Origin of the sequence: Neisseria sicca VK64 (assembly GCF_000260655.1) — a bacterium.
Classification (GTDB): domain Bacteria; phylum Pseudomonadota; class Gammaproteobacteria; order Burkholderiales; family Neisseriaceae; genus Neisseria; species Neisseria sicca_B.
Map to the genome: position 1 here is coordinate 1 of NZ_AJMT01000137.1, position 12,991 is coordinate 12,991.

Below are 12,991 nucleotides of genomic sequence, written 5' to 3' on the forward strand. Positions count from 1 at the left end.
CGTCCAAGCCGCCGCCGTCCGCCAAGAAGAAGACGGCGCGCGCCGCCTCCAGCCCGACGTCCTCGTCAACCTGCCCGAAGGCAAACAAATCGTCATCGACTCCAAAGTCTCGCTGACCGCCTACGTCCGCTATACCCAAGCCGCCGACGCCGCAACCGCCGAGCGCGAACTTGCCGCCCACGTCGCCAGCATCCGCGCCCACATCCGCAGCCTGTCGCAAAAAGACTATACCGACCTCGAAGGCGTGCGCACGCTGGACTTCGTGTTTATGTTCATCCCCGTCGAACCTGCCTACCTGCTCGCCCTGCAACACGATGCCGCCCTGTTCCAAGAATGTTTTGACAAGCGCATCATGCCGGTCGGCCCGAGTACGCTGCTCGCCACCCTGCGCACCGTCGCCCACATCTGGCGCAACGAACAGCAAAACCAAAACGCCCTCGCCATCGCGGCTGAAGGCGGCAGGCTTTACGACAAATTCACCGGCTTCGTCCAAACGCTCGAGGCCGTCGGCAAAAACATCGACCAAGCGCAAAGCCAGTTCCAACAAGCCTACAAACAGCTCTCGCAAGGACGCGGCAACCTCGTCAGCCGCGCCGAGAAACTGCGCGCGCTGGGCGTCAAAACCACCAAACGCCTGCAACGCGATTTGGCGGAAACCGCCCAAGAATCTGCTTTGCAGGATAAAGGTTTGCCGGAAGGGGAAGAAGATTGACGGTTTCTTTGTCGTCGGGTTTCAGACGACGTATCAAAGACAAAAAGGACGCATGATGCGTGTTTTATAGTGGATTAACTTTAAACCAGTACGGCGTTGCCTCGCCTTAGCTCAAAGAGAACGATTCTCTAAGGTGCTGAAGCACCAAGTGAATCGGTTCCGTACTATCTGTACTGTCTGCGGCTTCGTCGCCTTGTCCTGATTTAAAGTGAATCCACTATAAGCCAGTCTTGCCAGACCGGCTGAAAGCAAGGTATAGGTTTTAATTCTATTAAAGCTTGGTTTTCAGACGACCTTCAAGCCATTACAAATTAAGGTGTAAGATGAAAATAATATTACCTGCAGTACTATTACTGGTAACAACTTCCTCATTTGCAAAAAATTACGCCGATCAGCCTCAGCCTTTTACTCCTCAAACAGTACAGGATGTATTGCGTTGCAAGGTGTCATCGTTGGATTTTTCGTTTTGGATTCCGGAAAATTTCACTGGTTATCTTGATCCAAATGAACGTGCCGGAGAAAATGTAGGACGTTTTGTCAATGAAATCGATAATATTACTTACCGTTACCGCTTGCCGTTTAAGGTGCATCTTGCCAATCCCTTAGATGGAAAAGAAGTAGAAGGTCAGTATGTCGCTATTCGCAACAATGCTGTCTATTTGGAAATTGATTGGGCACGATATCCCAAATTGCATTCACTATACCGTCAGAAATATCAGGAAGACCTTCAAGAGCTGACGCAACAGCTAAAGGGACAAAATAGCACATCCAAAACGACACCTAAAAAACTGGATACATTGGGCTATAGTGTGCCTGCTGTCGAAAAATCGATAACAGACCCCAATAAAAAATTGAAGGTATGGAAATATTTTGGCTTTCCTGCTGTATTTAAAGCAGATGTAATAAGGGGTGATTCAGATAAGGGCTATATCGGCTGCCGTTATCCGTTGTAGACTGTCTTCCGCAAACGGAGGTCGTCTGAAAGCTGATTTTTCAGACGACCTTTTAACTTAATCTATTCAAACCACACCAAGCTATGACCCATACCATTACCCTACCCGACCAAACCACCTTTACCGCCAACGACGGCGAAACCGTTTTAGCCGCTGCCGCCCGTCAAAACCTCAATCTGCCCCATTCATGCAAAAGCGGTGCCTGCGGTCAATGCAAAGCCGAACTGGTGAGCGGCGATATTCAAATGGGCGAACACTCGGAACAGGCTTTATCCGAAGCAGAAAAAGCCCAAGGCAAGATTTTGATGTGCTGCACCACTGCGCAAAGCGACATCAGCATCAACATCCCCGGCTACAACGCCAATGCGCTACCCGTCCGCACCCTGCCCGCCCGCATTGAAAGCATGGTTTTCAAACATGATGTCGCCCTCCTGAAACTTGCCCTGCCCAAAGCCCCGCCGTTTGCTTTCTATGCCGGGCAATATATTGATTTACTGCTGCCGGGCAACGTCAGCCGCAGCTACTCCATCGCCAATTCGCCCGACCAAGAAGGCATTTTGGAACTGCACATCCGCAGGCGCGAAAACGGCGTCTGCTCGGAAATGATTTTCGGTAGCGAACCCAAAGTCAAAGAAAAAGGCATCGTCCGCATCAAAGGCCCGCTCGGTTCGTTTACCTTGCAAGAAGACAGCGGCAAACCCATCATCCTTTTGGCAACCGGTACAGGCTATGCCCCCATCCGCAGCATCCTGCTCGACCTTATCCGCCAAGACAGCAGCCGCGCCGTCCATTTCTACTGGGGCGCGCGTCACCAAGATGATTTGTACTCACTCGAAGAAGCTCAAGAACTGACAGGTCGTCTGAAAAACGCCCGCTTCACCCCCGTCCTATCAAAAGCCGCTGAGGATTGGCAAGGCGAAAAAGGATACGTCCAAACCGCCGCCGCAAAAGATTACCCTGACTTGAGCGGTTATGAAGTTTATGCCTGCGGTTCCGTCGCCATGACCGAAAGCGCGAAATCCGTGTTGACCGCACAATGCAACCTGCCTGAGACAACCTTCTATTCGGATGCGTTTTCGCCTGCGCAGTAGATATACCCGCGCAAATCTAATCCTACCGCAACCGCAAAAGGCTTGGGAACTGAGTTGTCTTAAAAAATAATGTGCCGATATCGTCGAACAATTTTTCAGACGACCTCGGCACATTATTTTGTAAAAGGTCGTCTGAAACCTTTTTTCGGTTTCAGACGACCTTTCGATTATTTGGCTTATCCCTATTCCGCTACCGTTTTACGGATGAGCTTTTCAGCATTAGCGAGCGTGTTTTCCACTTCGGCAAACTCGATTTTGCTGCCCGACACCAGCGCGCGCGTGTCGTTGAACACGACTTGGACTGCGCCGTCGGTTTCGGTAACGAGGACGCGCAACGGCAGTTGCAGGGCGAAGGCGGGGTCTTTTTGCATCAGCGGCGTGCCGGCTTTGGGCGTGCCGAAGACGATGACTTTCGCGGGCTGCATGTCCAAACCGCTTTGATGCGCGGCGGCTTGGTGGTCGATGACGGCGAACACGGTCATGCCTTTTTCTTTGACGGCGGTTTCCAAACGGCGGACGGTATCGTCGAAACTGTATTTGCTGATGGCGGTATGGGTTTGATTCATGGCGGAACTTTGTCGGGAATCAGGTTGTCGGGCGGCATCGCCGCCGTGTGAAGCGCAGGCGGTCAGGGCGGCGAGGATGGCGGCTGCGGCGAAGGTGCGTATCGGTTTCATGTTTTTCCTTGGATAAAAGGTCGTCTGAAACGTTTCAGACGACCTTGTTGCTGGTTATTTCAAACCTTTTTTCACCAAGTCTTCGTAACCGCCGTGGTTGGTTACGTTGGTGTAGCCTGCTTTTTTCAACTCGGTAAGCGCGGCTTCGGCACGGCGGCCGCTGCGGCAGTAGAGGTTGACGGGCGCGTTTTTGTCGGGGCTGACGCTTTTGATGCGTTCGACGATTTGGTCGTGCGGAATATTGACCGCGCCTTGCAGGTGGCCGGATTTGAATTCTTCTTCGGAACGTACGTCAATCCATACGCCTTTTGCTTTGGCAGGTTGCGCGCTAGCGGCTTTGGCGGAGGGCGCGGCATAGGATACGGCGGCAGGCAGGACAAGTGCGGCGGCAGTCAGCGCGGCAGTCAGCAATTTTTTCATGGTTGTTTCTCCAAACGGTTGAACAAAAATATCAATCTAAACGGTTCGGCGGCAAAAAGCAATGTCTAGATGTCTAAGTAATGGCTGTGAGTAGAACAAAGTAGTCTAGATTAGGAAAATAGCGACTAAGCCTCCAAATCTTAATTCGTTCTAATTTCATCTTTCTGTCTAATCAACACTTGCCTCCTTGAAATTTCCGTCATTATCTTGTTGAGTATAAGATTTATACCTAACTTTCCTTATAAACTCATCAAAATTACCTTGATCTATAGAAAATCCTGATTTTAAAACTTCTTCTATATTGCATTTACATATTTCTGGATTGTAGATTGTTTTATACTTTTTTATATTTTCATCATATAAATCAATACTTAAAATAAAATGAGGGAACAAAGCTCTTTTAACGGAATATTCTTCTTCATCCTCATATGGTGGTTGTTTTATATCAGGAAGAGACATTTCCTCCAATTTTTCAATTATATCTGAGTTTTTATAAATAAAATTTGGAATAGCAAACTCATGGATTCTAGCTTTAGGTAAGATATATTGTATGATAATTCCTCCTTTAAAGGACTCATCAAACCCATCTGTCATAAAATATTTTGCTGCACCATACTTAGTTGTTGCCGAAATTAATGCCGATTTTTTATGATATTCCCGGGATTCAAACTGATGTAATACTGCCAAATAATAATCTCTAATCAGTATCTTATTTTTATGCTCTAATTTCTGGATATTATTTATAGCTATCTCAAGTTTACTGGATTCTTGTAGCCAAGAAATAAACTCTCTGTTACCATCAACAAATATTTGAAACTCATCTTTATTATTTGCGATTTCTTCCTGAATTTTTTTAAATATTTTTTTAAAAACTTCCTCATCTGAATCTTCTACAAGTCTATATATACTATCATCAATATTAGTTGAAATAGAATGATTCTGAACAACAAAATAATTAGATTTACATCCCAACATAAATATATTATTTAATATAGCTTCTTCGCAATTTTCCTCTTCCTCAATTTTTAAGTCTTTCTTGACTTTATCAATACCAATCCCTCTATACAACTTAATAAACTGATCATTTAAAATAAATTTTTTATAACATTCTTCTTTATTCATACACATTTTTTAATTTCTTTCATATAAATCAGGGTCGTCTGAAACGGGAGTTTTTTCAGACGACCCTTTGAGACAAAATCAACGCTGCGCGTCAACCGCTTCCAAAGCACGCAGGGCATAAGTGTAGGCTGCGCCTGCGTTCAAGGAAATGGCGGTCGCCAGCGCGCCGGCGATTTCGCTTTCAGTCGCGCCCGCTTTGGCGGCTGCGGCGGCGTGTACGCTGATGCAGCTTTCGCAACGGGTAGTGATGGCGACGGCGAGGGCAATCAGCTCGCGGGTTTTCGCATCCAATGCTTCGGCTGCGGCGGCTTGTTCCAGCGCGCCGTAGGCTTGCAGCATTTTCGGGTGGTTTTTACCCAGCTCGCCGAATGATTTTTTAACGTGTGCGGTGTGTTCGGGCCAATTTTGAAACATTTTGATTTCCTTTCTAATGTGTTTGCAAATGAAGGATGTTGTTCTTGCATGGCAGATTTCAATTTAATCCGCCATCTTTACATCCGATGAATGGCATTATTGCAATAATTTGACTATTATAATCGTCAAATCATCTCATTCACTTGCAAAAAACACTTATGGACACCTTGGACAAACTCATCGAACTGGCGCAAATCACCGGCAGCGTGGACATACAATGCCTGTTCCGCGACAAATGGTACGCCCCGCATGAACGCAGGCGCGCGCACGGCATCGCGCACCTTGTCGTCGCCGGAGAAAGCTACATCAAAATCGAAGGCGAACCCGAAGCGCGGCTGTTGCAAACCGGCGACCTTATCTTTTTCCCGCGCAGCGCCGAACACATTATCAGCAGCGAAGCAGACTGCAACAACTGCGGCGATACCATTCATATCGGCAACGACGGCGCGTTTACCATCGAATCTTCAGGTAGCGGCGGCGAAAAAGGGCTGGATTTGTTCTGCGCTCGTTTCGAATACGACGAACACGCTGACATCATGCACGACCTGCCCGAAACCGTCCTTATCAAGATGGACCATCCCTCGCTACAATGCCTTATCTCCATGTTGCAATATGAAAGCGCGCACACGCTTTCCGGCTCGCGTGCCATCGTCAATGCCCTCTCCTCCGTCCTTCTCGTCCTCATCGTCCGCGCCCATCTCGAACAAGGCGGAGAAGCACCATTAGGCGGCATACTCAACGGCCTGCGCGACAAACGTCTGCGCCAGCTCATCCAAACCGTCGTCAGCCGCCCAGAAGACGAATGGAACATCGAAAAAATGACCGCGCTTGCCAACCTTTCCCGCGCCCAACTGATGCGCCTGTTCAAACAGCAAACCGGCATCAGCCCCCACGCCTTCGTCAACCTCATCCGCCTGCGCCAAGCCGCCGTATTGCTGCGGCAAACCGCCGATTCCATCCTGTCCGTCGCCCTGAACGTCGGCTTCCAATCCGAAACACACTTTGGCAAAGCGTTTAAAAAACAATACGGGATTTCGCCGGGGCAATATCGGAAAAATGAAACGGCAGATGATGATACCAGGGCATTTGAACCCGAAAGGTCGTCTGAAAACGGCTAAGTCAAAAGCGTCATAAACTTTTGATTTATCGTTCAGCCATTGGGATACTGCGGGAAAGCCTGTTTGGATACACTGTTTATTTGCCTATATAATCCATTTTTCCCTTTTCAGACGACCTCTTATGCTCAGCTACCGCCACGCCTTCCATGCCGGCAACCATGCCGATATGATCAAGCATTTCATCCTTTTCCTGACGCTTGATTACTTCAATCAAAAAGACAAGCCCTATTGGTATATCGATACCCACAGCGGCGCGGGTTTATATGACTTGAGCGGCAGCGAAGCGCAAAAAGTCGGCGAATACAGACAAGGCATCCGGTTGCTTCAAGAAGCGGAACATCTGCCGCCCGAGCTGTCCGCCTTCATCGCCCGTCTGAATGCCATACTCCCACAAGAGCAACGCTATTGCGGTTCGCCGTGGCTTGCCCAAGCCCTGACGCGCGACAGCGACAAACTGCGTTTGTTTGAGCTGCACCCTGCCGATTTCCAACATCTGAAAAACAATATGGAAGAGGCGCGCTTGGGCAGGCGCGGGCAAATAATGCAGGCAGACGGTTTTCGCGGTCTGATTTCACTGTTACCCCCGCCGCTGCGCCGCGCTGTTGTCCTGATAGACCCTCCGTATGAAGAAAAACAAGACTATCAGCGCGTTGTCCAAACTTTAAAAGACGCGCTCAAACGCTTTGAGCAGGGTTGTTATATGGTTTGGTATCCCTGCTTGAGCCGAGAAGAAAGCCGCAAGCTGCCCGAGCAGCTGCAAAAGCTGATGCCCGAGAGCTACCTGCACGCCGAGCTGCACGTCCACACCCCGCGTCCGGACGGATTCGGGATGCACGGCAGCGGCATGTTTATCATCAACCCGCCCTACCTGCTGCCGGAACTGCTGAAAAACAACCTTCCCGCGTTGACCGACATACTGGCACAAGACGACGGCGCGCGCTTCGTCTTAAACAGTTGCATAAAATAATCGATATTATCCCGTCGAACCAAGATACCGGCGGGAAATCCTGTGGCATGGGCTTCCGATTTAAACTACAATTCACTACATTGTTTTCACGCTTTCAAATCATGACGATCAGACATCTCGCTTCATTGCTTTTGGCTTCCCTTTGCACGCTTTTTCTATGCTCCTGCGAACGTTCGGTTCAAGATACGGTACAAGAAACCTTCGGCGAAGAATTGCGCGGCCATTTCATCAGCAGCGCGACAGCCATCTGCGTGGAAAAAGCGCCGAAAAGCAGCGCGATACCGTCTGATACCATACAGCAAATCTGTTCGTGCGCTTCGGAAAAAACCGCAGACCAGATATCCATCGACGATATGTCGAAACTGATCGGCGGCGAAGTCGGCGGCGAGTTGAAAACCAAAATCAAACAAAGCGCGGTCGAATGCGCCAAAGAAATGATAGGCGCCGCCTCCGCCCCTTCAAGCAAAAAATAAATACCGACCTCGTCTGAAAACCATTTTCAGACGACCTTTTCTTTTTTATAGCCAGAAACCGAGTCCGATATGAAAACATTAGCGCAATTCCTACCGCAGCATTTACAGCAAAACAGCATTCCTGCCGAATTGGGCAGCGTCCTCGAATCCATTGTCGCCGCCTGCTCCGACATCAGCGGCAAAGTCCGCTTGGGCGCACTCGCCGGCGTGTTGGGCATGGCGGGTACGGGCAATATTCAGGGCGAAGATCAGAAAAAGCTGGATGTGATTGCCAACGATATCCTGATTGACGTCTTGAAAAAAAACGCCCATGTCGCCGGTTTGGCAAGCGAGGAAGAGGATACTTTTGTAGCAGCCAACGAAAACGGCGGCTATCTCGTCCTGTTCGACCCTCTGGACGGCTCGTCCAATATCGACGTCAATATTTCCGTCGGCACGATTTTTTCCGTACTCGCCAAGCCCGAAGGTCGTCTGAATACCGAATCCTTCCTGCAAAAAGGCCGTGACCAAGTGGCGGCAGGTTATGTTTTGTACGGCCCGCAAACCCAATTGGTGTTCACTTTGAAACACGGCGTTTTCGTGTTCACGCTCAACGAAAACAACGAATTCGTCCTAACCAAAGAAAACCCGCAAGTTCCGGCATCGACCAAAGAGTTTGCCATCAATATGTCCAACACCCGCCACTGGCAAGCCCCTATGCAGCAATATATTAACGAGCTGCTGGCAGGCGATACGGGCGTTCGCGGTAAAAATTACAATATGCGCTGGGTAGCGAGCATGGTCGCAGAAATCCACCGCATCCTGATGCGCGGCGGCGTCTTCATGTATCCTCAAGACAAACGCGATCCGTCCAAACCCGGCAAACTGCGCCTGATGTACGAAGCCAATCCGATGAGCCTGATTTTGGAACAGGCAGGCGCGGCGGCAAGCAATGCTTTGGAAAACATGCTCTACATCGTCCCCACAGGTCTGCACCAACGCGTAGCCGTCGTCATGGGCAGCCGCGAGGAAGTCGAATATGTCGGCAAGCTGCATCAAAAATAAGATGTTGAGTTTGTAGGCTATCCTGTCATAAAAAGGTCGTCTGAAAATCCGTTTCAGCATTCTCTATGAACGTTGAAACAGGTTTTCAGACGACCTTTTGTGTATTTAGTATTCGGGCATTTACAAGGCCTGCTGTTCGGCAAGCCTTGACTCATCTGCGGGTCGTTATGACCTTTCACCCAAAATCATCGAGCCTATGCCCGCATCGGTGAAGATTTCCAGCAAAAGCGCGTTGGGCAGGCGGCCGTCGATGATGTGTGTGGCTTTGACGCCGTTGCTTGCCGCTTCGACGGCGGAGCTGATTTTGGGCAACATACCGCCGTAGAGTGTGCCGTCTGCGATTAATTCGCCGATACGGCTTGGGGTAAGGTTGGTCAGCAGGTTGCCTTCTTTGTCCATCACGCCGGCGATATTGGTCATCATCAGCAGCTTTTCCGCGTTCAACTCTTCCGCCAGTTTGCCTGCAACCAAATCCGCGTTGATGTTGAACGCTTCGCCTTTTGCGCCAACGCCGATGGGCGCAACGACGGGGATGCAGCCGCGTTCGATCAATCCTTCAATCAGGCGCACGTCTATGCTTTCGACCGTGCCGACTTGTCCGATGTCCACGCCTGCCCGTTCGGGCGTATCGACCAGCAGTTTTTTCGCTTTGATGAAATGGTTGTCGCGTCCGGTGACGCCGACCGCGCGTCCGCCCTGCAAATTAATCAGCGAGACGATTTCTTTATTCACATGACCGCCCAACACCATTTCGACGATGTCCATCGTTTCGCCGTCGGTCACGCGCATGCCTTGCACGAACTCGCCTTTTTTACCGATTTTTTCCAACATTTCATTAATTTGCGGGCCACCGCCGTGGACGATGACGGGATGGATGCCCACCAGTTTGAGCAAAACGACATCGCGGGCGAAACCTTCTTTCAAAGCAGGCTCTGTCATGGCGTTGCCGCCGTATTTGATGACGATGACGGAGCCGGAAAAACGGCGGATATACGGCAGGGCTTCGGCTAAAATGCGCGCTTTGTCGGCTGCGGAAATGGGGTGGGATTCGCTCATAATCGTGTCTCATTATTAACAATTTAATCATTATAGCGGATTACCTTTGAATCAGTAAAAATCAGCTTCGCAACTGTTTGCTGCTTCGCCGTCTTGTCCAGATTTAAAGTGAATCTGACCTATCTTAACGTCAAAGGTCGTCTGAAACAACATTCCCCGCCCCTTATCGGTTGAGGACGCGCCCGTCGGAATGGTAGAATCAACGGATTCGGGCATATCGGTTTGCCGTCGCCGACGGACGCGGTATCGCCCACACATTTTTTCAAACAACGGTTATCCGGTTCGCCCGATATACCGAGGACTTTCCCATGATTAAAATCAGCACTCAATTTGATGCCGGCTCCGTCGTCGTCAAAGACCTGACCGACCCTGCCAATATCCGCCTCGCCCTGCGTCCGGACAACGCTTCCGATTTTGCCCAATGGTTTTACTTCCGCCTGCAAGGTGCGGCGTATCAGAATTGCGTGATGCACTTTGAAAATGCGGTGGATTCGGCTTATCCGCAAGGCTGGGAAGATTATCAGGCGTGCGCCTCTTACGACCGCCAAAATTGGTTCCGTGTCCCGACCGAATACGAAAACGGCGTGCTGACCATCAACCATACCCCGCTTTCCAACAGCGTTTACTACGCCTATTTCGAGCCTTATTCCCACGAACAGCATTTAAACCTCTTGGGCGACGCGCAAGGCAGCGGGCTTTGCCGCATCGACGACTTGGGCAGCACCGTACAAGGCCGCGACATCAACCTGCTGACCATCGGCAACCAAGTCGAAAGCGACATGAAAATCTGGATTATCGCCCGCCAACACCCGGGCGAAACGATGGCGGAATGGTTTATCGAAGGCCTGCTCGGCCGTCTGCTCGATCCGCAAGACCCGACCGCGCGCACCCTGCTCGACCGCGCCACGTTCTACATCGTGCCGAACATGAACCCCGACGGCTCGGTATTGGGCAACCTGCGAACCAATGCCGCCGGCGCAAACCTCAACCGCGAATGGGAAAACCCGACTTTGGAAAAAAGCCCGGAAGTCTTCCTCGTGCGCGAAAAAATGCTGGAAACCGGCGTGGATTTGTTCCTAGACATTCACGGCGACGAAGCATTGCCGTTTGTCTTTGTCGCCGGTACGGAAGGCGTGCCGAACTACAATCCGCGCATTGCCGCGCTGGAAACGCAGTTCAAAACCGCCCTACTCTCCGCCAGCCCCGACTTCCAAGACGAATACGGTTATGAAAAAGACGCGCCCGGTCAGGCAAACATGACGCTCGCGACCAACTGGGTGGGCAACCGTTTCGACTGCCTCGCCTATACGCTCGAAATGCCGTTTAAAGACAATGCCAACCTGCCCGACGACGACTTCGGCTGGAACGGCCAACGCTCCCTGCGTTTGGGCGAAGCCATGTTGTCGGCTGTTTTGAACGTTGTCGATGATTTACGATAATTATTTTTCCCTATCACACAAAAGGTCGTCTGAAAATCCCAATCGGCATTTTCAGACGACCTTTGTCGGGCTAAAACACATAAACTGCCCTTCCCATAAGGAACACACATCATGATGATACATCCGAAGTTCAATCCTATTGCCATCAAAATCGACCCTATCGCCATCCGCTGGTATGCCCTCAGCTATATCGTCGGCTTTATGCTTTTCTTATGGCTGGGCCGCCGCCGCATCAAACAAGGCAACACCGCCTTTACCCAAGAAATGCTCGACGACTTCCTGACTTGGGGCGTGTTGGGCGTCATCCTCGGCGGACGGCTCGGCTATATCCTGTTTTACAAATTCTCATACTACCTCGACCATCCGCTCGAAATGCTCAAAATCTGGGAAGGCGGCATGTCGTTTCACGGCGGCTTCTTAGGCGTCGTCATCGCCATGTGGCTGTTCAGCCGCAAACACAAAATCAGCACCTTGAAAACCATGGATTTCGTCGCACCGCTCGTTCCGCTGGGTTTGGCTTCCGGCCGTATCGGCAACTTCATCAACGGCGAACTCTGGGGCCGTATTACCGACATCAACGCCTTTTGGGCAATGGGCTTCCCACAAGCGCGCGCAGAAGACCTCAACGCCGCCGTGCGCAACCCGCTTTGGGCGGAATGGATGCAGCAATACCATGTGCTGCCGCGCCACCCTTCGCAACTCTACCAATTCGCGCTTGAAGGCATCTGCCTCTTCATCGTCGTATGGATTTTCTCCAAAAAACCGCGCCCGACCGGACAAGTCGCCTCCCTCTTCCTCGGCGGCTACGGCTTTTTCCGCTTCATCGCCGAATATGCCCGCCAGCCCGACGACTATCTCGGCCTGCTCACCTTAGGCTTGTCGATGGGACAATGGTTGAGCGTGCCGATGATTGTTTTGGGCGCGATCGGTTTCGTTTGGTTCGGTAAAAAAAACCGCCTGAACTGATGCCCAAAGGTCGTCTGAAAACCCAAGCGGGACGCGATAACCAGCGTCCCGTTCTCACATCAGCCGCGCATCAACCATTCCAAACCGGCACGATTTGCGATTCATCAAACCGAATCGCAAAAAATCTTAAATCCGACTTGGTTTATCCGCCGCCCGATGGTATCGTGGCACACCTTTCCACCTTTTTTAAAGAGAGCCCAAAATGTCAGAAGAAAACAAAATCAAAGTCAACGACCTGCCCGAAGACAAAAAAGAACAGTCTGAAGAAGTCGAGCTGCCCGTAGTCAACAACGAAGAAAAACGTGGCGGACACAGCGAAGGCGGTTGCTGCGGCGCATGCGGCGGTTGATTCCGTTTTGAAAAACAAAGGTCGTCTGAAAACTTGAAACATGGTTTTCAGACGACCTTTTTATCGTGGAGGGATATGGCGGATTCTGTATAGTGGATTAACTTTAAACCAGTACGGCGCTGCCTTGCCGTACTATCTTGTCTGCGGCTTCGTCGCCTTGTCCTGATTTAAATTTAATCCACTATAAAAT

Annotated in this window: 15 protein-coding genes; 10 read left to right on the forward strand and 5 right to left on the reverse strand. The window is 50.5% G+C overall.

Annotated features, from left to right (window positions below; translation table 11 throughout):
* The 3 genes from HMPREF1051_RS08230 to HMPREF1051_RS08240 form a co-directional block, all read left to right on the forward strand.
* A partial coding sequence (locus tag HMPREF1051_RS08230; RefSeq protein ID WP_003764797.1) for a DNA recombination protein RmuC occupies positions 1–712 on the forward strand: 712 nt, incomplete at its 5' end.
* A 323-nt stretch (positions 713–1,035) separates the two neighbouring features.
* On the forward strand, positions 1,036–1,665 hold the full coding sequence (locus HMPREF1051_RS08235) for a hypothetical protein (protein WP_036492586.1): 630 nt from the start codon (positions 1,036–1,038) through the stop codon (positions 1,663–1,665).
* An 83-nt stretch (positions 1,666–1,748) separates the two neighbouring features.
* Entirely contained in the window at positions 1,749–2,756 is a 1,008-nt protein-coding gene (locus tag HMPREF1051_RS08240) for a 2Fe-2S iron-sulfur cluster-binding protein (RefSeq protein ID WP_003767032.1), read from the forward strand.
* A 182-nt stretch (positions 2,757–2,938) separates the two neighbouring features.
* Here HMPREF1051_RS08240 and HMPREF1051_RS08245 read toward each other — a convergent pair whose 3' ends face one another.
* From HMPREF1051_RS08245 to HMPREF1051_RS08260, 4 genes are all read right to left on the reverse strand, one after another.
* Entirely contained in the window at positions 2,939–3,433 is a 495-nt protein-coding gene (locus HMPREF1051_RS08245; RefSeq protein WP_003767039.1) for a DUF302 domain-containing protein, read from the reverse strand.
* Between the two features lie 54 nt (positions 3,434–3,487).
* Positions 3,488–3,853, reverse strand: a complete 366-nt coding sequence (locus tag HMPREF1051_RS08250; RefSeq protein ID WP_003767033.1) for a rhodanese-like domain-containing protein — start codon at positions 3,851–3,853, stop codon at positions 3,488–3,490.
* A 168-nt stretch (positions 3,854–4,021) separates the two neighbouring features.
* Positions 4,022–4,975, reverse strand: a complete 954-nt coding sequence (locus HMPREF1051_RS08255) for a hypothetical protein (protein ID WP_155815312.1) — start codon at positions 4,973–4,975, stop codon at positions 4,022–4,024.
* A 78-nt stretch (positions 4,976–5,053) separates the two neighbouring features.
* Positions 5,054–5,389 carry a carboxymuconolactone decarboxylase family protein gene (locus HMPREF1051_RS08260; RefSeq protein WP_003756322.1) on the reverse strand — a complete coding sequence of 112 codons (336 nt, stop codon included), beginning with the start codon at positions 5,387–5,389 and terminating at the stop codon, positions 5,054–5,056.
* Positions 5,390–5,547: 158 nt separating this feature from the next.
* Between HMPREF1051_RS08260 and HMPREF1051_RS08265 the strand changes: the two genes are divergently transcribed.
* The 4 genes from HMPREF1051_RS08265 (at position 5,548) to HMPREF1051_RS08280 (ending at position 8,991) form a co-directional block, all read left to right on the forward strand.
* Positions 5,548–6,507: an AraC family transcriptional regulator gene (locus tag HMPREF1051_RS08265; protein WP_003767021.1), complete on the forward strand. Its 960-nt coding sequence runs from the start codon at positions 5,548–5,550 to the stop codon at positions 6,505–6,507.
* A 121-nt stretch (positions 6,508–6,628) separates the two neighbouring features.
* Positions 6,629–7,474, forward strand: coding sequence for a 23S rRNA (adenine(2030)-N(6))-methyltransferase RlmJ (locus HMPREF1051_RS08270; protein WP_036492588.1), 846 nt, complete (start codon positions 6,629–6,631; stop codon positions 7,472–7,474).
* Positions 7,475–7,575: 101 nt separating this feature from the next.
* Positions 7,576–7,947: a hypothetical protein gene (locus tag HMPREF1051_RS08275; RefSeq protein ID WP_231286298.1), complete on the forward strand. Its 372-nt coding sequence runs from the start codon at positions 7,576–7,578 to the stop codon at positions 7,945–7,947.
* 69 nt (positions 7,948–8,016) lie between these two features.
* Entirely contained in the window at positions 8,017–8,991 is a 975-nt protein-coding gene (locus tag HMPREF1051_RS08280) for a class 1 fructose-bisphosphatase (RefSeq protein ID WP_003767041.1), read from the forward strand.
* Between the two features lie 165 nt (positions 8,992–9,156).
* On the opposite strand, the gene argB is transcribed toward HMPREF1051_RS08280, so the two are convergent.
* Positions 9,157–10,047, reverse strand: a complete 891-nt coding sequence (argB, locus tag HMPREF1051_RS08285; protein WP_003767013.1) for an acetylglutamate kinase — start codon at positions 10,045–10,047, stop codon at positions 9,157–9,159.
* A gap of 308 nt (positions 10,048–10,355) precedes the next feature.
* Here argB and HMPREF1051_RS08295 point away from each other — a divergent pair, with 308 nt between their 5' ends.
* The 3 genes from HMPREF1051_RS08295 (at position 10,356) to HMPREF1051_RS14880 (ending at position 12,801) form a co-directional block, all read left to right on the forward strand.
* Positions 10,356–11,486 (forward strand): M14 family metallopeptidase, encoded by a 1,131-nt coding sequence (locus HMPREF1051_RS08295; protein ID WP_003767015.1) that lies wholly within the window; start codon positions 10,356–10,358, stop codon positions 11,484–11,486.
* Between the two features lie 111 nt (positions 11,487–11,597).
* Positions 11,598–12,452: a prolipoprotein diacylglyceryl transferase gene (gene lgt / locus HMPREF1051_RS08300; protein WP_003767026.1), complete on the forward strand. Its 855-nt coding sequence runs from the start codon at positions 11,598–11,600 to the stop codon at positions 12,450–12,452.
* Positions 12,453–12,654: 202 nt separating this feature from the next.
* On the forward strand, positions 12,655–12,801 hold the full coding sequence (locus HMPREF1051_RS14880; RefSeq protein ID WP_003767024.1) for a hypothetical protein: 147 nt from the start codon (positions 12,655–12,657) through the stop codon (positions 12,799–12,801).
* The last annotated feature ends 190 nt before the right edge of the window (positions 12,802–12,991 follow it).